Consider the following 23,819-nt stretch of genomic DNA (forward strand, 5'->3'; position numbering starts at 1 on the left):
TCGCCTCGCGCCATGACTGACGGCCTATCAAGAACGAGCCCCCGCGCGCAGGCGATCTACCGAACTCCTGATCCGAACTCCAGACAGGACCTAGTAGACGCCGCACATGCCGTCGATCGAGACCTCCTCGATCAGGGCGTCGGCCTCGATCAGTTCCTCGGTGGCCGTCTCCGCGGCCACGGCGTTCCCGGCGGGGTCGGTGGGCGGATTCTTCTGTTCGGGCATGCGGCCCTCCATGGGGAGAGCTCCGGCGTGATCCACCGGAGAGTGAGGTGGGTGGGGAGGCAGGCGGCAAGGGGCTGCGGATCTGGTCCGGGGCCGGCCGACTGCTCGCAGAGTATCGGCACAGTGTGCCAAAAGAAACCCCCGGGTCGCCGGTGGCCGGTCATGCCGAGTTGCGTTCCCGCCGGACTTCCGCTTCGATCAACTGCGCATGAGGGAGATGCACCCGTCGTCCTGGACACGGACGCTCCGGTGAGCCCACCGCTCCCGCGTCCGAGCCGCCCTGCCCCAGCCCTCGAGCGTCCCCCCGATGTGCTCGTCGTCGGGGGAGGAGCGGCCGGGGCCGTCCTCGCCGCCCGGCTCAGCGAGGACCCCGACCGTGCCGTCCTGCTCCTGGAGGCCGGACCGGTTCCGGCCACCGCCGCCGACTTCGGCCCCGAGCTGCTGGACGCCCGTCGCGTTCCCGGCGCCCGCCCCGACGGGCCCGGCACCTGCCGCTACCCGGTCCACCTCACCCCCGACCGCCCCTGGGCCGTGGTCCGGGGCCGGATCCTCGGCGGCTCCACGACGGTGAACGGCGGCTACTTCATCCGCGCCCGCCGCCAGGACTTCGACCGCTGGGCCGCGGACGGCTGTCCCGCCTGGGCCCACGACCGCGTCCTGCCACTGCTGCGCGCGCTCGAGCGCGACCTCGACCTCGGCGCCGGTCCCGTCCACGGCGACCGCGGTCCCACGGCGATCCGCCGCACCGGCTGGGGCCATCCGGCCGCCGCAGCGTTCCGCGCCGCCGCGCGCACCACCGGCCATCGGGACGACCCCGACAAGAACGACTGGGACGCCCCGCCCGGTATCGGCCCCGTGCCGACCGACTGCGTGGACGGCGTCCGCCGCAACACCGCCCTGAACTACCTGACGCCCGAGGCCCGGTCGCGCCCCAACCTCGAGGTCCGCGGGAACGCCGTCGTCGTGCGGGTCGTGGTCGAGCGCCACCGGGCCACCGGCGTGCTCCTCGCCGACGGCACGGCGGTCCGCGCCGGCGAGGTCGTCCTGAGCGCAGGCGCCATCGCCTCCGCCCATCTGCTGCTCCTCTCCGGCATCGGCCCACGCGCCGACCTGGAGCGGATCGGCGTCCCGGCGCTGCGTGACGCCCCCGCGGTGGGCGCGGCCGTCAGCGACCACCCGCAGGTCGTCCTCGACTGGACCCCCGTGCCCGACCTTCCGCCGCCCGGCGACACCTGGCTCGGCGCCTGCCTCCACGTCGCCTCCGGCGTGGGGAAGTCCGGCGCGGCGGACGGGCCGGGCGACATCGAGGTGCTGCAGTCCCTGGTCCCCATGGCCGGACTGACCGGCGGCCGGGACCGGGTTCCCGGCGAGCCGCTCCCGTTCATGGTGGCCGCACAGGCACCCGGCCGTGCCGGACGGCTGCGCGCCACGTCCGCCGATCCCCGCCGACCGCCCCTGATCGACCTCGGCCTGCTGCGGAGCCCCGACGACAGGGCCCGACTGCGCGCGGCCGTCCGCTCCGCGACGGCCGTCCTCGGCGCCGCCCCGCTGCGCGAGCTGGGCCGGGTGGGGCCGGCCGGGCCGGCGCCGGACGTCCTGGACGACGACGGGGCGCTCGACCGGTGGCTGTGGGAGAACCTGGGCACGGCCCAGCACACCTGCGGCACCGTCCCGATGGGACCCGACGACGACCCGCGCGGGGCCGCCGTCGACCAGTACGGCCGAGTCCACGGCATCGCGGCGCTCCGGGTCGCCGACACCTCGATCCTGCCCGACGCCCCGCTGCGCGGTCCGGCCGCCACCGCCGTCCAGATCGGCGAGCTCGTCGCCGACGCGATGCGGCGCGACCTCGCCTAGGGCGTGGGGAGCCCTGGGGGCTCCCCGGGGCGTGGTTCGAGAGCAGGGTCGTCCGCCCGCAGGGCGCTGTCGGGGGCGTCCACTGCGTGCGGACACCCGTGTCCGCAGCCGGACCGTCGAGGGGAGGGCGCGCGGTCAGCGGCTTTCCTGGCCCGGCGGGACCGGACCGTCCGGGATCAGCCCCTGGGCGAGTCGCCGGAAGGTCGAGTCGATCAGCAGGGTCAGGGACTGGCTGTCGTCGGCCAGCCAGTGTTCGTAGGCGGTCATCGCCGCCGCCAGCGCGGTGTAACCGACCAGACGCGGCAACAGATCGTCGGGGGCGCGTCCGGAACGTTCCGCGACGAAGTCCGTGACGATGGTCCGCCAGGCCGTGTAGCGCACGGCGGCGTCCGCCTGGAGCGTCGGCACGCTGAGGATCAGTTCCATGCGCTGCCGGTGCCACGGCACGACCGCCGGATCGAAGCGGTTGAACGCGACGACGGCCTCCCGCAGCGCGTCCATCACGGAGGCGTCTCGATCCGCTGCCTCCAGCAGGGCGCGCAGCTCAGCGAGATGCTCCTCGAAGTCGCCCCACACCAGATCGTTCTTGGAGGAGAAGTACCGGAAGAAGGTCCGTCGGCCGATGCCCGCCGCCGCCGCGATGTCGTCCACGGTGGTCTCGTCGAAGCCCTGGCGTGCGAAGAGCTGGAAGCCGATCCGCTCCAGGTCGCTCCGGGAGGTGGACCGGGGGCGTCCGCCTCGCCCGGGGGAACGCGGGCTGTCATCGCCGGAGGGTGCGGGTTCCGCTGTCCTGGTGGCCTGGTCCACGGATCCCCCACTTCGTCGACGGCGTTCCTTCCGCCCCACCTCGGTGTCACCACCTTACGGGTACCGCCCCTGCGGTCGAACCGGGCGGTGGCCCGGGGTTCGACGGGGCGATCGACGCCTGCCGGGGGTGCTCGATCCGGAGTGCGGAGCGCGCGGTACCGGCACCGCACCGACACAGGGCAGGGCAGACTTACATGTTGTGTGTAATATGCGCGAGCGAGGTGGTCCGGGACGGCCGCAGGCAGGGACGGAGCCGAAGTTGCACACTGGACACGAGGGCGAGCGGCAGCGCTGCCGCGGTCCGGCGAAGGCGCCCGGGACCCTGCGGAGCCGCAACCGTCTCGCATGCCCGCAGCACCTGACGCGGATCGCCCGGATGTCGCGGAACCCGACCCGCGGGGCAAGGCCGGGAGAGCCGGTTCTGGTGATCCGCCGGTCTTCCCGGTGCCGAGCCGGGGTCGGTCGGGGGCGAGGCTCCCGGATGATGCGTTGTCCACTCTGGATGTTGCATGTAATGTGCAGTCTATTCGAGACTCAATGAGGAGGTCTCTGCCTGTGAGTTCCCTACAGGCCCCTGCGAACGGCGCCACCGGAGGTGCGGACGTGGTCCCCGACTCCGGCAGCCCGTTCTGGGACGAATCCATCGAGACGCTGCCGAGACAAGAGCTCCGGCGGTTCCAGGAACGCCGGATCGCAGACATGGTGTCCCGTGTCTACGAGATGTCGGGCCTCGTCCGTGAGAAGTGGCAGGCGGCGGGCGTCACACCCGCCGACATCACTTCGATCGACGATTACCGCACCCTCGTCCCGGTGATGGACCAGGACGACATCCGCAGCTACCGGCACCGCCGGCAGGATCCGTTCGGCGGCCTCCTGACCAGGCCCGCGGAAGAGCTGACGGTCGTCGGGACGACGTCGGGGACCACCGGCCGTCCCACGCCGCTGCCCTACCTGGACCAGAACCCGACGCGCTGGGGGCAGGCGCGCGACATGTGGATGATCGGTGTCCGGCCCGGCGAGCACGTCGTACGCCCGCTGTTCGTCTTCCGCGGCGGGCACTTCGCCGACGGCTCCCTCGACTTCGGGTGCGTCCCGATCTACGTCGACCACAGCCCGCTGGAGGTGCCGTCGATCGTCGAGGCCGTGCAGCGCTTCCAGGCGACCGGGCTCTTCCTGCTCAGCGCTCCCCTGATCAACGGCATCGACGAGTACTGCCGCTCGCAGGCACTGGATCCGCGGACCGTGTTCGCCAGCTGCCGCAGCGCGGTCTTCGGGGGCGAACCGCTCAGCGACCGCACGAGGTCCCTGGTCGAGTCCTGGGGTGTCGAGCTCTTCGAGATGTCGAGCGTCGGGGACATCTGCCCGACCATGGAGTGCTCCGAGCACCAGGGCATGCACCTGTGGGAGGACCTCGCCCTGCTGGAACTGCTGGACCCGGCGACCGGGGAGCTCCTCCCGGAGGACGCCACCCACGGTGAGATGGTGGTCACCTCCATCTCGGACCCGGCCACGGCCCTGGTGCGCTTCCGCACCGGCGACATCGCCACCGTCGACCGCGGGACCTGTCGCTGCGGCCGGACCCACGTCCGCGTCAAGCCGATGGGGCGTGCGAAGGACGGCGTCGTCGTCGCGGGCAGGCACATCCTGCCGATCTCGGTCTGGGGAGCCGTCGAAGCGTGCCGGGACACCGAGCGCGGCCTGTTCCAGATCGTGCGCGCCTCACCCACCATGGACGAGCTGAACCTGAGGGTTGGGTCGAGCGGGCCCGAGGAGCGGTTCCCCGCCGTCGCCGCGGAGATCGAGCGTCGCATCACCGCTGAGCTGGGAGTTCCCTGCGCCGTCGAGGTCGTGCCCGATGAGCGCCTGCTGAGACTCGGTCCGCCGCACAAGATCCCGAGGGTTGTCCACGCATGAGCACGTCAGTATTCGAGAACGAACCCGTCGCCAAGACCGTCCAGACGGTCGGGTCGGGCTACTCGATCGTCGGCCGGGTCTGGGCCGACGACAAGGCCGAGTGGTTCCCGCTCAGCGAGCGGACCGCCACCGCGGCGATCCCGGCCGCCACCGAGGTGCTGGCAGGCCTCGGCCTCAGCGCCGGGAACGTGGTCTGCTTCGTCTCGCGCTTCTGCGAGGTCGTGCAGTTCGCCGCCCTCGAAAGAGCGGCACAGGCCATGGGCCTGGTGGCCTGCCACACGGAGGCCACGCCGTTCGACGCCAACCGCCTCGCGGTCTACCTGGAGCATCTGCCGGTGGCCGCCGTGATCGGCCTGGGCGCGGAGATCCTGGACAACCTCGAGGTCGAGCTGACCTCGCTGCTCTCCTCCGGGACCGTCGTGGTCGCCAGGGCGAGCGCGGTCGAACGGCTGACGGACCTGGGTGTCCGCACACGGCGGATGGAGTTCGTCGGGCCGACCGTCGCGATGGAGTGCGACGAGCACGACGGACTCCACCTCGACACCTCCGTGTGGGCCTACACGGCCGACCCGGACGGCCGCGTCACGGTCGCGCCGGCCGACACCAGGAACGCGCGCGAGGCCGCGGTGCGCACCGACATCCGCGGCGCGCTGGTGTCCGAGCCGTGCCGGTGCGGCCGAGCGGGTCTGCGGCTCGTGGAGACGCCCGGTCCGGAACGGGAAGAAGGAGGCAGCAGGTGACGACTTCCTGGCTGACCCTGGCGGATGTCGTCCGGGAGCACGGCAGGCGCTTCCCGCACCGACTCGCCACTGTCGACGGCGAGCGCCGCAGCGACTACCCCGAGCTGGACCGCCGTACGACCCGACTGGCCAACGCACTGGCCGACCTGGGTGTGCGCGAGGGGGACGCGATCCTCTGGCTGGGACAGAACAGCGTCCGCGTCCTGGAACTGCTCGTGGCGGCGTCGAAGCTCGGGGCCGTGCTCTACCCGGTGAACTGGCGGCTGAGCGCGGCCGAACTGACCGCGATCGAGCTCGACCTGGACCCCGCCGTGGTCTTCTACCAGCTCGAAGAGATCCACGAGGCGACCCAGGCCGTTCGCGACCGGCTCGCCACCAGGGACAACTGGTTCTGCCACGATCAGGACAGCGGCAGGGCCTACGAGGCGCTGGTGGAGGCCGGCTCACCGGTCGACGCCGAGGCTGCGATCAGTCCTGCGGCGCCCCTGCTGGGCATCTTCACCGCGGCCTTCGAGGGCAAGCCGCGCGCCGCCCTGCTGACCAGCGAGAACCTCATCCTGCAGGCCCTGGTCAACGCCTATGTGCGGGAGGTCACGCACGAGGACGTTTTCCTGGTGTCGGGCCCGTTGTTCCACATGGGCATCTACATGGAGATGCTGCCCGTCCTGCTGTTCGGCGGCGTGAACGTGTTCGTGCGGCGCGTCGACGCGGAGGAGATCTGCCGGCTCGTCGAGCGGGAGAGGTGCACGCTCGCCTATCTCTTCGGACTGACCCAGACCCAGATCCTCGAGGTGAACGCCGACCGGCGCTACGACCTGTCGAGCCTGCGCTCGGCGATCGGTCCTGACGGCTGGTTCGACCACGCCCGGCAGGACACGAGTCCGTTCGCGCGCGCCTGGGGCGGCTACGGCCAGACCGAGACCAGCGGCCTGGTCACCTTCGCCGCGATGGGCCCGGATCCCCGAGGGCGTGGTGGCCGCAGTTCACCGCTGGCCCAGGTGAGGATCATCGACATCGAGGGAGGTGAGGCGGGAGTCGGCGAGGTCGGCGAGATCGCGGTCCGCGGCCCGGTGGTCATGAGCGGCTACCGTGGAGCGGAGCAGAGGACCGCTCGCGGCTTCCGTCTCACCGGCGATCTCGGCCGCCGCGAGGAGGACGGTTCGATCACCTTCATAGGGCCCAAGCGCCAGATGATCAAGTCGGGCAACGAGAACATCTACCCGGCCGAGGTCGAGAGCTGTATCCGCGGTCTGCACGGCGTCCAGGACGTGGCCATCATCGGTGTGCCCGACCCGCGCCTGATGCAGGCGGTCAAGGCCGTGATCGTCGCCGCTCCGGACAGCGGGGTCGACGCCGAGGCCGTGGACAGGCACTGCCTGGCCCACATCGCGCCCTTCAAGCGGCCGCGGCACGTCGAGTTCGCCGAGTCGCTGCCCAAGGCCGACGGCGCCACCGACTACCGCGAACTGGACCGGCTCTACGGTGGCGGCGGGTACCCGTCCTCACTCGCCGGTCCCGCGTCCAACGGCGTCCCACGTGACTGACGCCGCGTTCCCCACCGACCCCGTCCCATCTCCTGGGGAGAGTCCCAATGCCTGATGCCGTGATCGTCAGCGCCGTACGCACCCCGATCGGTACCGCGCGCAAGGGGACCCTGGCGGCCACGTCGGGTGAGCGGCTGGCCACGCACGTGGTGCGGGAAGCCGTACGCCGCGCGGGTGTGGCCCCGGAACTGGTCGACGACGTGATCCTGGCCGAGGCGCTCTACGGAGGGGGCGACCTGGCCCGTTACGCCGCGGTGGCCGCGGGGCTGCGGTCGGCTCCCGGGATGGCGGTGAACCGGCACTGTGCCGGCGGCCTGTCGGCCGTCGCCGCGGCCGCGGCCGGCATTCGGTCCGGTATGGACCGGGCGGTCGTTGCCGGGGGCGTGCAGTCGTCCTCGACCGCGCCGAAGCTGACCTGGCCGGTACTGCCGGATTCGGATCTGGACCCGTACCGGATGCCGCCGACCTTCCCGTACACCGAGCACGCGACCGACGACGTGTCCCTGTCCGTGGGGTGGAGTACCGCCGTCGAGGTGGGTATCACCCGCCGGGAGATGGACGAGTGGGCGCTCCGCTCCCACCGGCGGGCGGTGCGGGCGATCGACGCGGGGGTGTTCGCCGACGAGATCGCCCCGCTGAAGGTGACCCGCGCGGACGGATCGGTCGTCGAGTTCGCCTCCGACGAGCATCCGCGCCGAGACACCGATCTGGCCGGTCTCGCCGGCCTGAAGCCACTGCATCCGGAGATCGCGGACTTCTCCATCACCGCGGGCAACGCCAGCGGCGTCAACGACGCGGCGGCCGCCCTGACCGTGGTCAGTGACGCCTTCGCCGCCGAGCACGGCCTCGAACCGCTTGCGGTGATCCGCGCGTGGGCAAGCGCGGGAACCGACCCGGGCCGGACCGGGATGGCGGCGGTGGAGGTGATCCCGCGGGTCCTGGCCAGGGCGGGGATCACGGCCCGGGACGTGGCGGTCTGGGAGATCAACGAGGCGTTCGCCTCGGTCCCCGTCGCCGCCTGCCGCGTGCTCGGCCTCGATGAGGAGAAGGTCAACCCCTACGGAAGCGGATGCAGCCTCGGCCACCCCGTCGGGGCCTCCGGAGCGCGCATGCTGACGACGCTGACCCACCACCTGCGGCGTGCCGGCTCCGGGATCGCCGTGGCGGCGATGTGCGCCGGCGGCGGCCAGGCCGGCGCCGTCGTCATCGAAGCCGTCTGACCCCCACAATCCGGAAAGAGACACATTCCATGGAACTGAGCGGTTCTGTCGCGCTGGTCACCGGAGGCGGTGGCGGCTTCGGCTCGGCCACGGTCACCCGGCTGGTGGAGCGGGGAGCCCGTGTCGTGGTCGCCGATCTCGACGAGGCCAAGGGCGAGGCACTGGCCGACGAACTCGGCGACGCGGTGCGTTTCGTGCGCACCGACGTCACCGATGACGACTCCGTGCGGGCGGTGATCGCGGCGGCGGAGGACCTCGGACCGCTCCGCGTCGCGGTGGTCGTCCACGGCGGGCCCGTGGCGGGGCGGCGGATCGTCGACCGCGCCGGTGCCGCCTGCCCCGCCGGCGCGTTCGAGCGCACCGTGAGCGTGTTCCTCACCGGTACGTACCGCGTCCTCAGCCTGGCCGCCGAGTCGATGGCGAGGAACGAGCCGCTGGAGTCGGGGCAACGAGGGGTCGTGATCACCACCGCCAGCATCGCGGGGTACGAGGGGCAGGCGGGCCAGTCCGACTACGCGGCCGCCAAGGGCGGTGTCATCGGCCTCAATCTGACCGCCGCGCGCGACCTGGCCCCGCTGGGCATCCGGGTCATGTGCATCGCGCCGGGCACTTTCTTCACCCCGGCCTACGGCATGACCGAGGAGGAGGCCGAGGCCCGCTTCGGACCCGCCGTCCCCAACCCGCGCAGGATGGGGCGCACCGACGAGTACGCCCGCCTCGCGGTGGCGATCGCGGAGAACGACTACCTCAACGGTGAGGTGATCCGCATCGACGGTGCGCAGAGGTTCGGCGTCAAATAGCCGTGGCCGACATGCTCCGCCCGGATCACGGAATCGCGGATCGCCCGCCCCGCCCTGCCCGTTCGACGCTTGAACCAGAAGGAAGCCACCACGCAATGCCTGATCCGACGACCTTCGACATCGCCTCCGTCGCCGCCGTCTCCGACGGGCAGGTGTGCACGTCCCTCGACGGCCACGTACTGACTGTCACGATCAACCGCCCCCGGCAGCGCAACGCGATCAACCAGGCCGTGTGCCGGGGCGTGGGCACGGCGCTCGCCGCCGCAGACGCGTCGAACGACGTGCGCGCGGTCGTACTGACGGGCGCCGGGGACGCGGCGTTCTCCGCGGGAGCCGACCTGAAGGCCCTCGCGGCGGGCGAGGACGTCATCCCGGCTGGTGAGCCGTGGCAGACATGGGGGCTGGCCGGCCTGGTCGGTCAGGTGGTGAGCGTGCCGGTGATCGCCGCGGTCAACGGCGCGGCGCTCGGCGGGGGCGCCGAGATCGCGCTCGCCTGCGACCTGATCGTGGCGGGAGAGTCGGCGGTGTTCGGCCTGCCCGAGGTGCAGCGGGGCATGGTCGCCGGCGCCGGCGGTGCTTTCCGCCTCGTCCAGCAGCTTCCTGGCCGGGTCGCGCTGCAGATGCTGATGACCGGTGAGCCGATCACCTCCGGCCGAGCACAGGCGATGGGCCTGGTCAACGAAGTCGTCGCGGACCGCGAGACCCTCACGGCGGCGCAGGCGCTCGCCGGCCGGATCGCCCGCAACGCGCCGCTCGCCGTCCGGGCGGCCAAGCGGATCGCCCTGGGCATCGAGGGCAGCGACCGGCCCGCGGACCGCGAGCACTGGGAAAGGACCGGGCGCGAGGTGGCCGCGGTGATGCTGAGCGAGGACGCCGCGGAAGGGCCGCGAGCGTTCGCGGAGAAGCGGCCCCCGGTCTTCGTGGGCCGGTGATCTGCTCGGGACCGACCGAGTTCCGGCTCGCCCCTCCTTGCCGCCCGTATCTCTCCCGCCCGGTTGCCCGCAGGGGGAGGTGCGGGCGGCTACGGGTGCTGCTCCACGACCCTGGGCGCCGTGACGTCGGCGGCGAGGGGGCCGCGGTCGCCGCCCGCGGCGGACCCCGTTCTGGAAGGATTGCGGCGGCGGGCTCCGTGTCCATGGCAGAACATTTTTTATGTAACATCTTGACAAGCCGACGAATGAGAAGGTGTGGCATTGAGCGAGTCGACCGAGCCGGCGCTTGGCTTGCCCCCGATCAACGGTGGGGAGCGGCTCCACGATCGGGTCGCCACGACGATCCGTGACGCCATCCTCGCCGGAAAGCTGGCGCCGGGGTCGCGGCTGAGCGTCCCGGAGCTCTCCCGGCAGCTGCAGGTGAGCCGGACCCCCGCGCGTGAGGCCCTGTTCCTGCTGCAGGCCGAGGGCCTGGTGTCCGTCACACCGCGCCGCGGAGCGGTGGTGCTGTCCGGCAAGCCCGCCGATCTCGTGGAACTCTTCGAGTACCGTGAGGGCCTCGAGGGCATGGCGGCCCGACTTGCCGCCCAGCGCATGAGCGACGCCGAGAAGGACGACCTCCGCGCGGCCTTCGACGCCCACGCGAACTCGGTCGCGGCCTCGGACGTCTCCGGACACCTCGAACACGACCGCCGTTTCCACGAGGTGTTCATCGCCGGTTCGAGGAACCGCAGGATCACCGAGGAGCTCGCCCGCCTCCGGTCGCAGGTCACGCTGCTGACGGCCAAGATGTCCGCGGAAGAGGGTGCCCTCGACCATGTGGTCGAGGCACACCGGGCGATCATGGACGGGATTCTGTCGGGCGACGGGCGCCGCGCCGAGAAGGCCGCGCGGGTCCACGTCCGTGCCATTCTGGACTTCTACGAGCACCACGGTGAATAGCCGCGTGAGCGGCACCGGGGCTGCCGGAGTCAGCCCCGCGGCGGTACGAACCGGTCACGCAGGGCGGTCTTGATCACCTTGCCCGCCGCCGTCCGGGGCAGCTCGTCCGTGAGGACGAGGTGTTCCGGCGCCTTCTGTATCGCCAGGCCCGCGGACACGACGAAGTCCCGCAGTGCGGCGCTGTCGATCCGCGGGCCCCTGGAGACGACGAAGGCGCAGGCGCGCTGACCCATCACGGGGTCGGGTACGCCGACGACCGCCACGTCCGCGATACCGGGGTGCTCCCGCAGGACCTCCTCGACCTCCAGGGCGCTGATGTTCTCCCCGCCCCGGACGATGATGTCCTTGGCCCGGCCGGTGATGCGCAGGCGTCCGGCCTCGTCGAACGCGCCGAGGTCTCCGGTGCGGAAGAGTCCGTCGGGCGTGAAGGACCCCTCGTTGAGGGACGGGTCCGCATAGCCGAGGAACATCTCCGGGCCGGCCGCGAGTACGTGCCCTGACACCCCTGCCGGCACGTCGGCGCCGTTGTCGTCGACGATCCGCAGGGCGATGTGCGGCAGGGGGGATCCGTCGCTTGCCGCCGCGCCGGCGTCGGTGTCGTCCGGCCGGGTGCAGGTGACGGTCGGTACCTCCGACAGCCCGTAGACGCGCAGCACCTTCACACCCACTTCGGCGGCCGCCCGCATCAGGGTCGCCGGTATGTCGGCGCCGCCGCACCGGACCATGCGGAAGCTGCGGAGCCGGTGCCGCGCGTCGGGCAGCGCGAACATCTGCTGGAGGAAGGGTGTGGCCAGCACCGAGTAGGTGCACCCGAACCGCTCGATCAGCTCCACGGCGGCCTCGGCGCGCCAGCGCGTCTGCAGCACGACCGTGCACCCCATGGTGAGCGGGGTGACGACACCGTTGAGCAGTCCGGTGATGTGGGAGAGCGGCGACGGCATGAAGAAGACGTCGTCCGGGGTGAGGCCGAGGACCTCCCGCATGGACGCGGCCTCGTAGAGCAGCGCGGCCTCGGAGTGCAGCGCGCCCTTCGGGCGTGACTCCGTTCCCGAGGTGTACACCACCGCGGCGATCTCGTCCCGGCGCGCCGGCCGGTGCGGCGGGTTCCCGGATCCGGCGGCGTGCACCGCCGCCCGGTCACCGACGGACACCGGGAGGACGGCGTCCGGGCGGTCCAGGGAGGCGGCCACCTCGTCGGCCATCGCCTCGAAGGCGAATCCCTCACCGGTGTCCCGCGGCACGACCAGGACGCGCGCCTTGGTCTGGGCGCAGATGAAGGACACCTCGGAGCGCCGGAAGATGGGGACCACCGGCACGGTGACGGCCCCGATCTCCCGCGTCGCGAAGAACAGCGCCACGGCTTCCACGCAGTTGGGGAGCTGCCAGGCCACCGTGTCACCCGGCGCCACACCGCGGGTGCGGAGCAGGGCCACCCAGCTCCGCACCATGGCTGCGAGCTCCGCATAGGTGACCGCTTGCCGGTCGTCGACCACCGCGAGCTTTCCGGGCGCGCGCGTGACCGCGGCGCGCAGCAGGTCGCTCGCTGTCGCGGACGGCAGCAGATCCGCCCACGCCGAATCGGAGGGCAACTGAGGCCGAGTTACATGTAGCATGCTGGAAAAGTAGCACAGCATCTTCCTTGCGCATGGGCGTATGGCGTGGCAGCTGGAGGGATGTGGGGAGGTGACGGAACCTCTCCCTCCTGCTAGATTGCATGTTGCATGTAACATGGAGGAGGAGTTGGGATGGAAAGGCCGGATCGGACAGTCCGTTACGAGGTCAGGGGCGGCGTCGCCTGGATCGTCATGGACCGCGTCCGGAAGAGGAACGCCCAGAGCGTCCCGATGACCTACGAGCTCAACGAGGCGTTCGACCGCGCAGCTCAGGACCGGGAGGTCAAGGTCGTGGTGCTTGCCGCCGACGGGCCTCACTTCTCCGCGGGCCACGACATCAGCGACCCCGCACGGTACGACGAGCCCGGGCACTGCGTCAGCACCTGGGCCGGCTGGGAGGCGCCGGGCGCCGAGGGCAGGCTGGCCCGGGAGCACGAGATCTACTTCGACATGTGCAAGCGCTGGCGGGACTTCGCCAAGCCGACCATCGCCGCGGTGCAGGGCAAGTGCATCGGCGGCGGCCTCATGCTCGCCTGGGTCTGCGACCTGATCGTCGCGGCGGAGGACGCGTTCTTCCTCGACCCGGTGGTCGACTTCGGCGTCGGTGGCGTGGAGTGGCTGGCCCACCCCTGGGAGCTGGGCCCGCGCAAGGCCAAGGAACTCCTGATGACCGCGGAGTCGTGGACGGCCCGGCAGGCCGAGGCAGCCGGCATGGTGAACCACGTGGTCCCGGCCGATGAACTGGAGGCCTTCACCCAGCGACTGGCCGAGAAGATCGCGAGCAAGCCGCAGCTCGCGGTGAAACTGGTGAAGCAGGCGATCAACGCGGCGGTGGACGCGCAGGGCCAGTGGAACGCCATGCAGACCGCCTTCGGGCTGCACCAGCTGGCTCACACCCACAACATGCTGATGTTCGGCGAGCCGATGGACCCGGCGGGAATCCCCGCCAAGGTGCGCGCCTCGATGACTGCGGCGGCGAAGGACAGCTGAGATGGACCTGAATCTGACCGGTGCCGAGCGGAGCTTCTACGAGGAAGCCCATGCGTGGCTGTCCGAGAACATCCCGCAGGGAAGCTACGCGCCCCCGGGAGACGCCGAGGCGGTGGCGTGCAGCCGGGCCTGGGACCGCCGGCTCCACGAGGCCGGATGGTCCGTGCTGACCTGGCCGAAGGAGTACGGCGGGCGGGAAGCCACCATCATGGAGTGGCTGCTCTTCGAGGACGCCTACCACAAGCTGGGCGGCCCCTACAGGCTGTCCCAGAACGGGATCTCGCTGCTCGCGCCCACCGTGATGGAGTACGGCACCGAGCAGCAGAAGAAGGACATCCTGCTGCCGATGGCCAAGGGCGAGGTGATCTGGGCGCAGGCATGGTCCGAGCCCCAGTCCGGCAGCGACCTGGCCTCCCTGACCTCGCGGGCCGAGGCGGTGCCCGGCGGATTCCGGCTCAACGGGCACAAGATCTGGAGCTCTCACTCGCCGTCCGCGGACTGGGGCTTCGGACTGTTCCGCACCGGAGAACCGGGACAGCGCCACAAGGGCCTGACCTACCTGCTCTTCCCGCTGTCGTCCGCCGGCATCACCGTCACGCCGATCCGCCGTATGGACGGGCACGCCAGCTTCGGCGAGATCCGGTTCGAGGACGTCTTCGTGCCCGCCGACCAGGTGCTCGGCGCGGTGGGGGAGGGCTGGCGGGTCGCCATGGCCACGACCGGGTCCGAGCGGGGCTTCGCCCTGCGCAGCCCGGGCCGCTTCGTCAGCGCGGCCGACCGGCTGCTCGAACTCGTCGACGCGGAGTTCGCGGCCTCCTACCCCGACCTGGCCGACCGGGCCGTCCAGTGCTGGCAGGACGCACAGGCCTTCCGCTACCGGGTCCTGTCGAGCACGGCACGGGTCCTGCACGGAGAGTCCCTGGGCGTGGAATCCAGCTATGACAAGCTGTTCTGGTCCGAGCTGGACACCAAGCTCAGCGGGCTCGCGCTCGACATCCTCCACGCCACCTCCACCCCGGCCTCGGACCAGCGTCTGAGCAGGTGGCTGGAGGCCTACGTCACCGCGCTTCCAGGGACGATCTGGGGCGGGACCAACGAAATCCAACGAAACCTGTTGGCGCAGCGCGCGCACGGACTGCCGAGGAGCTACTGATGGACTTCTACCCCGACCCCGACCATCGGGAGATGGCGGACGCGGTGGCCCAGGTGCTGGCGCGCGAGTTCTCCGTCGACCACCTGCGGGAGACCGAGTCCTTCGCGCAGCTGCGCGAAGGACTGTGGTCGACCCTGGCGGAGCAAGGGCTGTTCGGCACGCTCGTGCCCGAGACGAGCGGTGGCCTGGGCCTCGGGTGGAACGCGGCGGCCGGGCTGCTCCGCGAGATCGGCCGCGCCGCCGTCCCCGGTCCCTTCGTGGACACGGTCTGCGTGGCGCCCGCCGTGCTGCGCGCCGCCGGTGGCACCGAGGCCGCCGACCTGCTGGAGAAGATCGGCGAAGGCTCGGTCACGGTCGGTGTGGTCGACGAATCGGGACTCGTCGCGGACGCCTCGTCGCTCGACCTGGTGCTGGTGCCCGAGAAGGACCGCGTGGTGGCGGTCACCCCGGGCCACGCCTTCGTCCCCCTCCCCACGCTCGACACCGCGCTGCCGTGCCACCGGCTGCGCGAGCGCTCCGGCCTGTCCACCGTCTTCGAGGCCCCGGCGGCCGCCGACCCGCGCGCCGTGGCCCGGAACGCCGGGGCACTGGCCACCGCGGCCGCCCTGAACGGGGTGACCGCCAAACTCATCGACCTCACCCGCGACTACGTCGCCCAGCGCGAGCAGTTCGGCCGTGTGATCGGCGGGTACCAGGCCGTCCAGCACGCCCTGGTCGACGCCGCGCTCCTCGCCACCTTCGCGGCGCCGGTCGTCGACGCCGCGGCCTGGGAGCTGGAGAACGGAGTCGGCACGGCGACCCGCACCGTGGCGCACGCCAAGGCGGCCGCCGCCCATGCCGCCACGGCGGCCGGCCGGGTCGGCCTGCAGCTGCACGGCGCGATCGGCTACACCTGGGAGTACGACCTCCAGCACTGGTTCAAGCGCGCGATGACCCTCGGCGCCCAGTGGGGCAACGAAGCGGTCCACCGCGCCACCCTCCGCCGAACCCTGCTCTCCCGAGGCGGCGTCCCGATCCCCGGCGGCACAGCGGCCGAGCGCGGGACGGAGGTGCCGGCATGACCGTCACCGGCTTCTCCCACGTCAACGTCAACTGCGCCGACCGGGACGCGTCGCTGCCGTTCTACGCCGACGTCATCGGACTGCCGGTGGCCAAGGTGTTCCCCGAGCGCCAGGACACCGGCGCCCTTGTCGGGCTGAAGCCGCCGCACTCCAACCGGGTGGCGGTGCTGTCCCCGGGCAGGGCCGAGGCGTCGATCGAACTGATCGAGTGGCGCCTCCCCGACACCCCGTGCGACCCCGCCGTCGCCGAGGGCGAACGACTGGCCGGCATCGCCGAACTCGTGGTCACCGTGCCGGACCCGGCGGCCGTTCGCCGGCGGGCCGAGCAGGCGGGCCACCTGGTGCTCCCCGCCGAGGACCCTTCGCAGCTGCTGGTGCGCAGCCCGGAAGGGGGCTGGGTACGGGTACGAGCCGGTGACCGGGTGCTCCTGGCCGGAGCCGTCGTCGACGTCGTCGACCTCGACGCGTCGGTCCGGTCCTACGCCGAAGGGCTCGGGCTGACCGCGGGTCCGGTCACCGAGGTCAGGGACGGCGCCGGAGCGCCGTACCGCTCGGTGGATCTCGACGTACCGGCAGCCGGTGCCGCCTTCACCATCACGGTGCGCATGTTCGACGACCGCCGCACGGGTGCGGCACCGCAGCGCCGTGCCGACACCGTCGGGTTCCGCCGGCTGGCCTTCTTCGACAAGGAGGTCGAGGCGTCCTACCGGCGCGCCATGGACCTGGGCGGCCGACCCGTCAGCCCTCCCGAGTTCTTCGAGTTCGGATCCCTCACCGCCCACGCGGCGCTGTGGTTCGACACCGACGACGTACTGGTGGAGGTCCTGACCTTCGTCAAGCGAGGGGAAGCATGACCACGCCCGCCGACGAGCTCGCCGCCTTCCTGCGGCGCGCCCTTCCCCAGCACCGCTCCCGCTGGGGTGACGACACCGGTTTCGAGGCGAAGCTGGCCTGGCAGCGACTGTTGAACACCGAGCGGTGGGTCGCGCCGAGCTGGCCCGTGGAACACGGCGGACGCGGGCTCGACGTGGCGACGTCGCTCGAATGCGCCGAGGTGCTGGCCGCGTCCGGCGCTCCCGGGATCGCGGGCGTCTTCGGCGTGCTCAACGTCGGGCCCACCCTGGTGCAGTGGGGCAACGCCGCCCAGCAGGCGCACCTGCCGAAGATCCTGGACGGCACGGAGATCTGGTGCCAGGGCTTCAGCGAACCCGACGCGGGCTCCGACCTGGCCGCGCTGCAGACCCGGGCGGAGCTCCACGGCGACGAGTTCGTGATCGACGGCCAGAAGATCTGGACCTCGCACGGGATGCGCGCCGACCACATCCAACTGCTGGTCCGCACCGACCGGACGGTCGGGAAGCACCAGGGCATCTCGGTGCTCCTGGTACCGCTGACCGCCGAAGGCGTCGAACGCCGGCCGATCCGCCAGATCAACGGCGAAGCCGAGTTCGCCGAGATCTACTTCAGCGGCGTCCGAGTGCCGCGCGACGCCCTGCTCGGACCGCTGAACCAGGGCTGGAACGTCACGATGACCACCCTCGGCCATGAACGGGCCGGACTGGTCAACTACGCCTCCCAGCTGGAACGCGAGGTCGAGGAGGTGATCCGGGCGTGGCGCCCCGGCCCCGGACGGCAGCCGCTCGACGCCGTCAGAGCCGACGAACTCGTCAAGCGCTACGTCGAGAGCCGGGTCCTGGGCGCACTCGGCCGCCGCTCGCTGGAGTCGATCAGGACCACGGGCCGGCCGGGGCCGGAGCAGTCCATCATCAAGATCGAGTGGAGTCTGCTGTCGCAGCGCCTGGCCGACACGGCCATCACCCTCGCCGGACTGGACGGCGTCGCAGGGACCGGCAACCCGCGGGCGCACCGGTACCTCACCGAGCGGGCGGCCACCATCGCCGGGGGCACCACCGAGATCCTGACCACCGTGGTGGCCCAGCGCGTGCTGGGGCTCCCGCGATGAGCGGCCGGCCCGCCGGGGCAAGCAGAAAGGGCGGCTTTGCCCATGACCGATCTCACCGATGAGCTCGACGAGTACGCCGTCGCGGTCCGGTCGTTCCTGAGCGGAGCGGCACCGACGGACCTCGCGCACTCCGACACCGCCTGGGCGGCTGCCGGGACGCGAGAGCTCTGGAAGCGGATGTCGGACCAGCTGGGGGCCGCGGGCCTGCTCGTACCCGAGCGGCTGGGCGGCCAGGGCGGCGACCTGACCGTCGCGGCCGTGGTCCTGGAAGAACTCGGCGCGGCACAGTGCCGTTCCCCCTTCCTCGTGTCGGGGGTGCTCGCAGCCACGGCGCTCCTGGCGTGCGAGGGTTCGGCGGAGGCCGAGAGCCGACTGGCCGCGATGGCGGCCGGCGATCTCCTGGCGGCCGTCGCGTTCTCCGCCCGGCCCGACGGAGATACGGCGCTTGCGGCCGTCACCGTATCGGGGACCGAGGGCGGCCGGGCCGTCTCGGGGCATGTGGGGCCGGTGCTCGACGCCGACCTGGCCGATCTGCTCCTCGTGGTCGCGCAGGTCGACGGCCGTCAGGCCCTCCTCGCGGTCGACCTCGACGCACCGCAGGTCGCGCGGTCCGCGGTCGCGTTGCTCGACCTGACCAGATCCTGTGCCGACGTCGTACTGACCGACGCTCCGGCCCGGGTGCTGCATCCCGACTTCGCACCCCACACCGAGGCGCTGCGCGACCTGGCCCACGCCGCGCTCGCCGCGGAGATGGCCGGAGCGGCGCGGCAGGCCACCCGCCTGGCCGTCGACCACGCCTCGGTACGCACGCAGTTCGGGGTCAGGATCGGATCGACCCAGGCCGTGCAGAGGCTCTGCGTCGACATGTACCGCACCGCCGAGGGAGCTGGCGCGATCGCCAGAGCGGCGTGCGCGGCCCTCGCGTCGCAGGACCAGGACGCCTCGCGGCTGGCCCGCGTCGCCAAGGCGTACACCAGCGCCCACTGCCCCGAGGCCGCCGAGGCGTGCGTTCAGGTGCATGGTGGTATGGGGTTCGCCTGGGAGCAGCCGGCTCACCTCTACCTCAGACGCCTGCGATGCGACGCCGAGCTGTTCGGGGACGCGGTCCACCACCGCGCTCGGCTGGCCGTCGATCTCGGACTGGCCGCATCGGCATGACCGCAGTATTTCCGGCGCCGCCCGTGCGGGCACCCGAACCCGCCGGAGGATCCGCATCACCGGGAACCCGGCGGACTCCCGCCGGCCGACGCCCCCGAAGCAGTCGGGCCGGGGCAGCGGCTGCTTGATCCCGCCGCCGCCCCCGACGGAGGTCTCTGTGCCGGCCGGGCCGCGTCACCCGGCGGAGGACGGTCCGACCACCACCGGTCCGCCGCGCGCCGAGCCGGCGGCCTGAACGACGCGCAGGCGCGGACCTGTGCCCCGCACGGCGTCGCCGACGCTGCTGTCGACAAGACCGCGGCCACCAGGAAGCAGGGGCCGCGAACATCTACACCGGAGAAGAACACGACATGAGTCACGTCATGAGCGTCCTCGGGCCCGTCGAGGGCGAGGACCTGGGAACCGTCCTGATGCACGAGCACCTGACCGGCGGCGGCACGTCCGACCCCGTCGCGCAGGCGGCCCAGCGGGACTCGATCGAGCCGACGGCGATCGCGGTCGTCGAGGCCGTCAAGCAGCGCGGCGTCGGTACCTTCGTCGACCCCTGCACGCCGGAGATCGGCCGTGACCCGGTGCTGCTGCGCGAGGTCTCCGAACGCACGGGAGTGAACATCATCGTCGCGACGGGGTTCCACTGCGGGGTCGACCACGAGCCCGACTGGCTGGAGACGGGCACCGAGGACGCCCTCACCGAGAGGTTCGTCTCCGAGATCGTGGAAGGCATCGGCGACAGCGGAGTACGGGCCGGAGTGATCAAGGTCGGTACGCCCGCCGGAAACTGGCACGGAGTCTGGGAGTCGGCGGTCCGCGCTGCCGGGCGGGCCCAGAAGGAGACCGGTGTCGCCGTCATCACCCACACCAGCGGGTCGGGGGGCGACCATCAGCTCGAACTCCTGAAGGAAGGCGGCGCCGATCCCGGCCGGGTACTGATCGGTCACGTCGACCACCGGCATTCCACGCCGGCGTACCTGCTCAAGTTGATCAAGCAGGGTGCCACGATCGGCTTCGACCGGGTGGGCCTGACCGTCTTCCTTCCCGACGAGCTGCGTGCCGGACTGGCGATCGGCATGGTCCGCTCCGGGCACGTCGACCGGCTGGTCATCTCCATGGACTCGGTGGCCGTGTGGCTCGGCAAGGAGTCGCCGTACCTCAAGGGCGCGCCGGCGCCCATGACCTACCTCTTCGACGATTTCCTGCCGCGGCTGCGCGAGATGGGCCTGACCGCCGAGGAGGAGGAGCAGATCTTCCGCCGCACGCCGCGCAGGCTGCTCTGCGGCGACTGAGCCCCGACGGCCGATGCCGCGGGGAGCGGCACGGCCGTCCCGGATGCGCCCGGAAGAGACGAAGACAGAGGAGTCACCATGAGCTTGAGGATCGTTGTCACTGTGAAGTATGTGCCCGACGCCACGGGCGACCGGCATTTCGCCGATGACCTGACCGTCGATCGTGACGATGTGGACGGGCTGCTCTCCGAGCTGGACGAGTATGCGGTCGAGCAGGCGCTGCGGATCGCGGAGAGTGCCGACGACGCCGAGGTCACTGTTTTGACGGTGGGTCCGGAGGATGCCAGGGACGCGCTGCGCAAGGCGTTGTCGATGGGTGCGGACAAGGCGGTCCATGTGGAGGACGAGGACCTGCACGGGACGGACGCGATCGGTACCTCGCTGGTGCTGGCCAAGGCGATCGAGAAGGCCGGTTACGACCTGGTGGTGTCGGGGATGGCGTCGACGGACGGCACGATGGGTGTGGTGCCGGCGTTGCTGGCGGAGCGTCTGGGTGTGCCGCAGGTGACGCTGCTGTCGGAGGTTTCTGTCGAGGACGGTGTGGTCAAGGGCCGCCGCGACGGTGATGCGGCCTCCGAGCGGCTGGAGGCGCGGCTTCCGGCGGTGGTGTCGGTGACCGACCAGTCGGGTGAGGCGCGGTATCCGTCCTTCAAGGGCATCATGGCGGCGAAGAAGAAGCCGGTGGAGTCCTGGGATCTGTCCGACCTCGGTCTGGAGGCGGAGGAGGTCGGTCTCGAGGGTGCCTGGAGCGTGGTGGAGTCCGTGGCTCAGCGGCCGGCGCGTTCCGCGGGCACGATCGTCAAGGACGAGGGCGAGGGCGGCAGGCAGCTCGCTGAGTTCCTCGCGAGCCAGAAGTTCATCTAGGGCTCATCGGCCTGACCGTTCCTCAGATTCGTCATCCGCAAGGAGATCCATCCCATGGCTGAAGTTCTCGTCTATGTCGACCACGTGGACGGTGCCGTCCGCAAGCCCACTCTGGAGCTGCTGACCCTGGCCCGTCGTATCGGTGAGCCGGTCGCGCTGGCTCTGGGCTCCGGCGCCGCCGGGGCCGTGCCCGTGCTCGCCGAGCACGGCGCTACGCGGGCCCTGGTCGACGAGGCGCCCGAGTACGCCGACTACCTGGTCGTGCCCAAGGTGGACGCCCTCCAGGAGGCGGTCGCGCGGGTGTCCCCGACCGCCGTTCTCGTCCCGTCCTCCGCGGAGGGCAAGGAGATCGCCGCCCGCCTGGCGCTGCGCATCGGCTCGGGCGTCATCACCGACGCCGTCGACCTGGAGGCCGGCGACGAGGGGCCGGTGGCCACGCAGTCGGCGTTCGCCGCGTCGTTCACCACCAAGTCCCGCGTCTCCAAGGGCACTCCGGTCATCACGGTCAAGCCCAACAGCGCGGCGGTGGAGGCCGCCCCCGCCGCGGGCGCGGTGGAGTTGCTGGAGGTGTCCTTCTCGGCGCAGGCGACGGGGACGAGGGTGACCGGCCGTACGCCGCGGGAGTCGACCGGGCGTCCGGAGCTGACCGAGGCCGCGATCGTCGTCTCCGGCGGCCGGGGTGTGGGCGGTGCGGAGGACTTCCGGCTGATCGAGGCGCTGGCCGACTCCCTGGGCGCGGCGGTGGGTGCGTCCCGTGCCGCTGTGGACGCGGGTTGGTACCCGCACACCAACCAGGTCGGCCAGACCGGCAAGTCCGTCTCGCCGCAGTTGTACATCGCCAACGGCATCTCCGGCGCCATCCAGCACCGGGCCGGCATGCAGACGTCCAAGACGATCGTGGCGGTCAACAAGGACGCCGAGGCGCCGATCTTCGACCTCGTCGACTACGGCGTCGTCGGTGACCTCTTCGACGTCGTCCCGCAGCTCACCGAGGAGATCAAGGCCCGCAAGGGCTGACCGCTCCAGGACCGTCGGGGCCCTCGCATCCGGGGTTCCGGCCGCCGACCCGGCACGTGTCGTGTCGCCCGCCCGGCCGCAACGCGGTGCCGGGGCGGTGCCGGAGATCACCGGGATGCGATCCGAGCCTGCCCTCACCACGCGCGGTGCTCTCACCGGCGGGCCGGCAGAACCATGTCCGAGGAGAAGGTGCAGATGACCATTGGCACGGCTCATACGGCCGACGGGGACAGCGTGCTGGTCCGTCATGAACGGGCGGTCGCCGTCATCAGTTTCAACCGTCCGCGTGTGCTCAACGCGATGACCCTGGGGATGGCGCGCGCCTATGCGGGGGCCCTGCGGGAGGCCGACGCCGATCCGGCGGTGCGGGCCGTCGTGGTCACCGGTGAGGGGCGCGGCTTCTGCGCCGGCGCGGACCTGTCCGTCCTGGGCGGGGGTGCGGAGGAGATACGCCGCTTCCTGCCGCCGCGGGAGGACCTGCCGGACCTGGCGCTGCGGCTGCGCAAGCCGGTGGTCGCGGCGGTCAACGGCCCGGTGGCGGGTATCGGATTCGCCTACCTGCTGGGCAGCGACATCCGCTACGCCGCTTCGGACGCGTCGATCAGCACCAGCTTCGCCCGGATGGGGCTGGTGGCCGAGTACGGGGTGTCGTGGCTGCTGCCCCGGGTGATCGGCACTCCGCACGCCATGGACCTGCTGCTGTCCGGCCGGACCGTCGGCGCGACCGAGGCCGCCCGGATCGGCCTGGTCCACCACGTCACCGACCCCGGGGAGCTACTGGCCCGGGCCGTCGACCACGCGGCGGAACTGGCCGCCGCCTGCTCACCGGCGTCGCTGGCCGCCATCAAGGCCCAGGTCTACGCCGACCTGGAGCGGACCCGCACCGAGGCGCTGGCCGGCGCCCTGACCCGGATGGACGCCAGCTTCGACGGGCCCGACCTCACCGAGGCGCTGGCCGCCCGTGCCGAAAGGCGCCCGCCCGTCTTTCCGCCGCTCTCCCCGCGGTAGTCCGCACCCGATCCCCCCATTCCCTTCCGAAGGAGTCCGACGCATGCCGACGCCCCGCCGAGCCGGAGCCGACAACACCGCCCTGGACACCGCGTCCTTGCTGCTGCGCGCCGTACTGGGACCGATGCTCTTCGCACACGGCTGGAACAAGGTGAAAGGCCCCGGCGGAATCGAGGGCACCACCGGATGGTTCGAGTCCCTGGGGCTGCGGCCCGCGTCACTGCACGCACGGGTGGCCGCGGCCACCGAGATGGCAGCCGGCGCGGGGCTCGCCCTGGGCGCGGCCAATCCGCTGCCGGCCGCCGCCGCGGTCGGCCTGATGGCGGTGGCCGCCCGCACCGACCACCGCGGCAAGGGCTTCTTCGTCTTCAAGGGCGGCTGGGAGTACACCGCTGTGGCGGGCGGGACGGCGGTGGCGCTGGCAGCCCTCGGACACGGCCGTTACTCGGTCGACGGCCTGCTGGGGCGCCGCGGCCGGGGCGTACGCCCGGCGCTGGCCGCCGCCGGACTCGGAGGGCTGGGCGCCGCTGCCCTGCTGAAGCTCTGCTACCGGCCGGACGACAAGCCCGCCGAGGACACGGCGGACGCCGCGACCGCACGCACGGTCACCGACTGAACCCCACCGCGCAGACGAGGCCCGGGCGGCGAACTGTCGCGCCCTCGCACTCGCCGCCCGGCCCGGGGGCGCCGCCCGAGGAGAACGGGCACGCGCGGATACTCGAAGGCTC

The 23,819-nt window shown here is 71.9% G+C and carries 22 protein-coding genes; 19 read left to right on the forward strand and 3 right to left on the reverse strand.

Features of this window, described 5'->3' with window-relative positions; translation table 11 throughout:
• Positions 1-90: 90 nt before the first annotated feature.
• Entirely contained in the window at positions 91-225 is a 135-nt protein-coding gene (gene mftA, locus ACFYMU_RS21205) for a mycofactocin precursor MftA (protein WP_388375196.1), read from the reverse strand.
• A 309-nt stretch (positions 226-534) separates the two neighbouring features.
• Between mftA and mftG the strand changes: the two genes are divergently transcribed.
• Complete coding sequence (gene mftG / locus ACFYMU_RS21210) at positions 535-2,082, forward strand: mycofactocin system GMC family oxidoreductase MftG (protein WP_388375199.1); 1,548 nt, start codon at positions 535-537, stop codon at positions 2,080-2,082.
• Positions 2,083-2,217: 135 nt separating this feature from the next.
• Here the strand turns inward: mftG and mftR are convergent, their stop codons facing one another.
• Positions 2,218-2,889 carry a mycofactocin system transcriptional regulator gene (gene mftR / locus ACFYMU_RS21215; RefSeq protein ID WP_388375202.1) on the reverse strand — a complete coding sequence of 224 codons (672 nt, stop codon included), beginning with the start codon at positions 2,887-2,889 and terminating at the stop codon, positions 2,218-2,220.
• A gap of 555 nt (positions 2,890-3,444) precedes the next feature.
• Here mftR and ACFYMU_RS21220 point away from each other — a divergent pair.
• The 7 genes from ACFYMU_RS21220 to ACFYMU_RS21250 all read left to right on the forward strand — a co-directional run bounded on the left by ACFYMU_RS21220 (position 3,445) and on the right by ACFYMU_RS21250 (position 10,981).
• Entirely contained in the window at positions 3,445-4,803 is a 1,359-nt protein-coding gene (locus ACFYMU_RS21220) for a phenylacetate--CoA ligase family protein (RefSeq protein WP_388375205.1), read from the forward strand.
• Positions 4,800-5,543, forward strand: coding sequence for a hypothetical protein (locus tag ACFYMU_RS21225; RefSeq protein ID WP_388375207.1), 744 nt, complete (start codon positions 4,800-4,802; stop codon positions 5,541-5,543). Before ACFYMU_RS21220 ends, ACFYMU_RS21225 begins: the two co-directional genes overlap by 4 nt.
• Positions 5,540-7,087 carry an AMP-binding protein gene (locus ACFYMU_RS21230; RefSeq protein ID WP_388375210.1) on the forward strand — a complete coding sequence of 516 codons (1,548 nt, stop codon included), beginning with the start codon at positions 5,540-5,542 and terminating at the stop codon, positions 7,085-7,087. Before ACFYMU_RS21225 ends, ACFYMU_RS21230 begins: the two co-directional genes overlap by 4 nt.
• Positions 7,088-7,134: 47 nt before the next feature.
• Positions 7,135-8,307, forward strand: a complete 1,173-nt coding sequence (locus ACFYMU_RS21235; protein WP_388375213.1) for a thiolase family protein — start codon at positions 7,135-7,137, stop codon at positions 8,305-8,307.
• A gap of 29 nt (positions 8,308-8,336) precedes the next feature.
• Complete coding sequence (locus ACFYMU_RS21240; protein ID WP_388375215.1) at positions 8,337-9,107, forward strand: SDR family NAD(P)-dependent oxidoreductase; 771 nt, start codon at positions 8,337-8,339, stop codon at positions 9,105-9,107.
• Between the two features lie 95 nt (positions 9,108-9,202).
• The gene (locus ACFYMU_RS21245) at positions 9,203-10,039 is read left to right on the forward strand and encodes an enoyl-CoA hydratase-related protein (RefSeq protein WP_388375218.1); all 837 of its coding nucleotides are present in this window, start codon (positions 9,203-9,205) and stop codon (positions 10,037-10,039) included.
• 261 nt (positions 10,040-10,300) lie between these two features.
• Positions 10,301-10,981 carry a GntR family transcriptional regulator gene (locus ACFYMU_RS21250; RefSeq protein WP_388375221.1) on the forward strand — a complete coding sequence of 227 codons (681 nt, stop codon included), beginning with the start codon at positions 10,301-10,303 and terminating at the stop codon, positions 10,979-10,981.
• Between the two features lie 29 nt (positions 10,982-11,010).
• Here ACFYMU_RS21250 and ACFYMU_RS21255 read toward each other — a convergent pair whose 3' ends face one another.
• Positions 11,011-12,594, reverse strand: coding sequence for a class I adenylate-forming enzyme family protein (locus ACFYMU_RS21255; protein WP_388375224.1), 1,584 nt, complete (start codon positions 12,592-12,594; stop codon positions 11,011-11,013).
• Between the two features lie 132 nt (positions 12,595-12,726).
• Between ACFYMU_RS21255 and ACFYMU_RS21260 the strand changes: the two genes are divergently transcribed.
• The 11 genes from ACFYMU_RS21260 (at position 12,727) to ACFYMU_RS21310 (ending at position 23,707) form a co-directional block, all read left to right on the forward strand.
• Entirely contained in the window at positions 12,727-13,584 is an 858-nt protein-coding gene (locus tag ACFYMU_RS21260) for an enoyl-CoA hydratase (RefSeq protein WP_388375226.1), read from the forward strand.
• A 1-nt stretch (position 13,585) separates the two neighbouring features.
• Positions 13,586-14,737 carry an acyl-CoA dehydrogenase family protein gene (locus ACFYMU_RS21265; RefSeq protein ID WP_388375228.1) on the forward strand — a complete coding sequence of 384 codons (1,152 nt, stop codon included), beginning with the start codon at positions 13,586-13,588 and terminating at the stop codon, positions 14,735-14,737.
• The gene (locus ACFYMU_RS21270) at positions 14,737-15,798 is read left to right on the forward strand and encodes an acyl-CoA dehydrogenase family protein (RefSeq protein ID WP_388375231.1); all 1,062 of its coding nucleotides are present in this window, start codon (positions 14,737-14,739) and stop codon (positions 15,796-15,798) included. Before ACFYMU_RS21265 ends, ACFYMU_RS21270 begins: the two co-directional genes overlap by 1 nt.
• A complete protein-coding gene (locus ACFYMU_RS21275) occupies positions 15,795-16,652 on the forward strand; it encodes a VOC family protein (protein ID WP_388375234.1) in 858 nt (285 codons plus the stop codon). Before ACFYMU_RS21270 ends, ACFYMU_RS21275 begins: the two co-directional genes overlap by 4 nt.
• Positions 16,649-17,761 (forward strand): acyl-CoA dehydrogenase family protein, encoded by a 1,113-nt coding sequence (locus tag ACFYMU_RS21280; RefSeq protein ID WP_388375237.1) that lies wholly within the window; start codon positions 16,649-16,651, stop codon positions 17,759-17,761. Before ACFYMU_RS21275 ends, ACFYMU_RS21280 begins: the two co-directional genes overlap by 4 nt.
• Positions 17,762-17,803: 42 nt before the next feature.
• Complete coding sequence (locus ACFYMU_RS21285) at positions 17,804-18,919, forward strand: acyl-CoA dehydrogenase family protein (protein WP_388375239.1); 1,116 nt, start codon at positions 17,804-17,806, stop codon at positions 18,917-18,919.
• Positions 18,920-19,269: 350 nt separating this feature from the next.
• Positions 19,270-20,202 carry a phosphotriesterase gene (locus ACFYMU_RS21290; RefSeq protein WP_388375241.1) on the forward strand — a complete coding sequence of 311 codons (933 nt, stop codon included), beginning with the start codon at positions 19,270-19,272 and terminating at the stop codon, positions 20,200-20,202.
• Between the two features lie 78 nt (positions 20,203-20,280).
• Positions 20,281-21,066: an electron transfer flavoprotein subunit beta/FixA family protein gene (locus ACFYMU_RS21295; RefSeq protein ID WP_388375244.1), complete on the forward strand. Its 786-nt coding sequence runs from the start codon at positions 20,281-20,283 to the stop codon at positions 21,064-21,066.
• 54 nt (positions 21,067-21,120) lie between these two features.
• Positions 21,121-22,083: an electron transfer flavoprotein subunit alpha/FixB family protein gene (locus tag ACFYMU_RS21300; protein WP_388375246.1), complete on the forward strand. Its 963-nt coding sequence runs from the start codon at positions 21,121-21,123 to the stop codon at positions 22,081-22,083.
• Positions 22,084-22,278: 195 nt separating this feature from the next.
• On the forward strand, positions 22,279-23,091 hold the full coding sequence (locus ACFYMU_RS21305; RefSeq protein WP_388375248.1) for an enoyl-CoA hydratase-related protein: 813 nt from the start codon (positions 22,279-22,281) through the stop codon (positions 23,089-23,091).
• 43 nt (positions 23,092-23,134) lie between these two features.
• Positions 23,135-23,707, forward strand: a complete 573-nt coding sequence (locus tag ACFYMU_RS21310) for a DoxX family protein (protein WP_388375251.1) — start codon at positions 23,135-23,137, stop codon at positions 23,705-23,707.
• The last annotated feature ends 112 nt before the right edge of the window (positions 23,708-23,819 follow it).

It is taken from the genome of Streptomyces sp. NPDC007264 (assembly GCF_042869095.1).
Lineage (GTDB): Bacteria > Actinomycetota > Actinomycetes > Streptomycetales > Streptomycetaceae > Streptomyces.

What these genes read in the sequence shown, in the direction of transcription:
- ACFYMU_RS21240 (WP_388375215.1), top strand. Translation starts at nt 8,337, where the DNA reads ATGGAACTGAGCGGTTCTGTCGCGCTGGTCACCGGAGGCGGTGGCGGC.
- ACFYMU_RS21305 (WP_388375248.1), top strand. Translation starts at nt 22,279, where the DNA reads ATGACCATTGGCACGGCTCATACGGCCGACGGGGACAGCGTGCTGGTC.
- ACFYMU_RS21275 (WP_388375234.1), top strand. Translation starts at nt 15,795, where the DNA reads ATGACCGTCACCGGCTTCTCCCACGTCAACGTCAACTGCGCCGACCGG.
- ACFYMU_RS21235 (WP_388375213.1), top strand. Translation starts at nt 7,135, where the DNA reads ATGCCTGATGCCGTGATCGTCAGCGCCGTACGCACCCCGATCGGTACC.
- ACFYMU_RS21300 (WP_388375246.1), top strand. Translation starts at nt 21,121, where the DNA reads ATGGCTGAAGTTCTCGTCTATGTCGACCACGTGGACGGTGCCGTCCGC.
- ACFYMU_RS21260 (WP_388375226.1), top strand. Translation starts at nt 12,727, where the DNA reads ATGGAAAGGCCGGATCGGACAGTCCGTTACGAGGTCAGGGGCGGCGTC.
- ACFYMU_RS21225 (WP_388375207.1), top strand. Translation starts at nt 4,800, where the DNA reads ATGAGCACGTCAGTATTCGAGAACGAACCCGTCGCCAAGACCGTCCAG.
- ACFYMU_RS21265 (WP_388375228.1), top strand. Translation starts at nt 13,586, where the DNA reads ATGGACCTGAATCTGACCGGTGCCGAGCGGAGCTTCTACGAGGAAGCC.
- ACFYMU_RS21290 (WP_388375241.1), top strand. Translation starts at nt 19,270, where the DNA reads ATGAGTCACGTCATGAGCGTCCTCGGGCCCGTCGAGGGCGAGGACCTG.
- ACFYMU_RS21245 (WP_388375218.1), top strand. Translation starts at nt 9,203, where the DNA reads ATGCCTGATCCGACGACCTTCGACATCGCCTCCGTCGCCGCCGTCTCC.
- ACFYMU_RS21310 (WP_388375251.1), top strand. Translation starts at nt 23,135, where the DNA reads ATGCCGACGCCCCGCCGAGCCGGAGCCGACAACACCGCCCTGGACACC.
- ACFYMU_RS21295 (WP_388375244.1), top strand. Translation starts at nt 20,281, where the DNA reads ATGAGCTTGAGGATCGTTGTCACTGTGAAGTATGTGCCCGACGCCACG.
- mftA (WP_388375196.1), bottom strand. Translation starts at nt 225, where the DNA reads ATGCCCGAACAGAAGAATCCGCCCACCGACCCCGCCGGGAACGCCGTG.
- ACFYMU_RS21280 (WP_388375237.1), top strand. Translation starts at nt 16,649, where the DNA reads ATGACCACGCCCGCCGACGAGCTCGCCGCCTTCCTGCGGCGCGCCCTT.
- ACFYMU_RS21255 (WP_388375224.1), bottom strand. Translation starts at nt 12,594, where the DNA reads ATGCTACATGTAACTCGGCCTCAGTTGCCCTCCGATTCGGCGTGGGCG.
- ACFYMU_RS21270 (WP_388375231.1), top strand. Translation starts at nt 14,737, where the DNA reads ATGGACTTCTACCCCGACCCCGACCATCGGGAGATGGCGGACGCGGTG.
- ACFYMU_RS21285 (WP_388375239.1), top strand. Translation starts at nt 17,804, where the DNA reads ATGACCGATCTCACCGATGAGCTCGACGAGTACGCCGTCGCGGTCCGG.